This window comes from Streptomyces carpinensis (assembly GCF_002154505.1).
GTDB classification, from domain to species: Bacteria; Actinomycetota; Actinomycetes; order Streptomycetales; family Streptomycetaceae; genus Streptomyces; species Streptomyces carpinensis.
Genome location: NZ_MUBM01000060.1, coordinates 1,258 through 2,422 on the forward strand (window position 1 = coordinate 1,258; position 1,165 = coordinate 2,422).

Below are 1,165 nucleotides of genomic sequence, written 5' to 3' on the forward strand. Positions count from 1 at the left end.
CGCGACGTAGGTGCCGCGACGCGGTTGGGAGATGACGAGGCCCTCGTACGCCAGCCGCTTGATCGCCTCGCGGGGAGGGGCCTGACTGGTGCCGAACCCGCGTGCGATCTCCGACTCCACAAGGCGCTGCCCAGGGACGAGTTGACCACTGACGATCCAGTCGCGCAGCAGGGTGTACACGTGGTCGGACAGCAACTGACGCGGTATGCGTGTCGCCTCCGACACGGGTCCGCCGCCGGCCTTGCCGGCCTCCTTGCGGGTCGGGCGGCTGTGCGGCGCCGGCGGCTCGGGAAGTTGGGCCTGCTGCTCCCGCCAGATCCGGGCGATCGTGGACTGCGACAGGCCCAGGGCGTTCGACAGGGAGCGAGTGGAGGGCACAGGTGAGCCGTTCCGCGCCTGTTCGAGCATGGCAGCGACGTGTGCCTCCGCCTCCTGGCGGGTGGCGCTGCGCGGTCGTCCGGAGCGGGGGGCGTCGCTCAGGCCGGCAATGCCCTGACGCAGGTAGCGGTTTCGCCACTTGGCCACCGTGGCGGGCGAGACCCGGAGCCGTTGGGCGATCTCCGCGTTGGTCAGCTCCTCGGCACAGGCCAGGACGATACGGCTGCGCAGCCGCAGTGCCCCGGGTGGCTGCCGGGAATGCTCGGCCAGGGTCGCCCGGTCCTCTTCGCTCAGCCTGGGAAACGCCGGGGGGTCGGGAACTGTCATGGCGCGACACCTCCTTGAGTGTGCGAACTTATGACTCGGATGCTGGGGACGTGCCGTCTCGCGGTCACCAACTTCAGGTTTCCGCCCGGCTATTGACGCCACATCGGCACCTACCTATTAACTATCGTTGGTCGATCAGTGACCCACTAGACGGTGTGCGCAGTGTGCTGCAGGGCCTGCCGGGATGCCACGTCGCAGACCGGGCCCCGCTTCCGGGCCCATGACATGTCCGCCGCCCGCGCGGCGCTCCCGGGTGACGTCGGCACCACCGCACAGGGACACGAACCGGCCCGGTACGTCACACATGTGTGACGCCACAGATCGCCGACTGGTCCACGGATCCCGACAACGACATCAGTATCAACGCGCCAAGGAGGCCTCGTGCCAACCACGCAGGTACGACCAGTACGACGCAAACCAAGACTTCCGCTGCTGCTGGCGGCCGGCGCCCTGCTGGCCG

Annotated in this window: 1 protein-coding gene; it reads right to left on the minus strand. The window is 68.9% G+C overall.

From position 1 onward, the window contains the following. Positions 1-705, minus strand: a 705-nt coding sequence (locus BZY54_RS52965; RefSeq protein WP_244217052.1) for a GntR family transcriptional regulator, incomplete at its 3' end; no start/stop codon positions are given. Between the last annotated feature and the right edge of the window lie 460 nt (positions 706-1,165).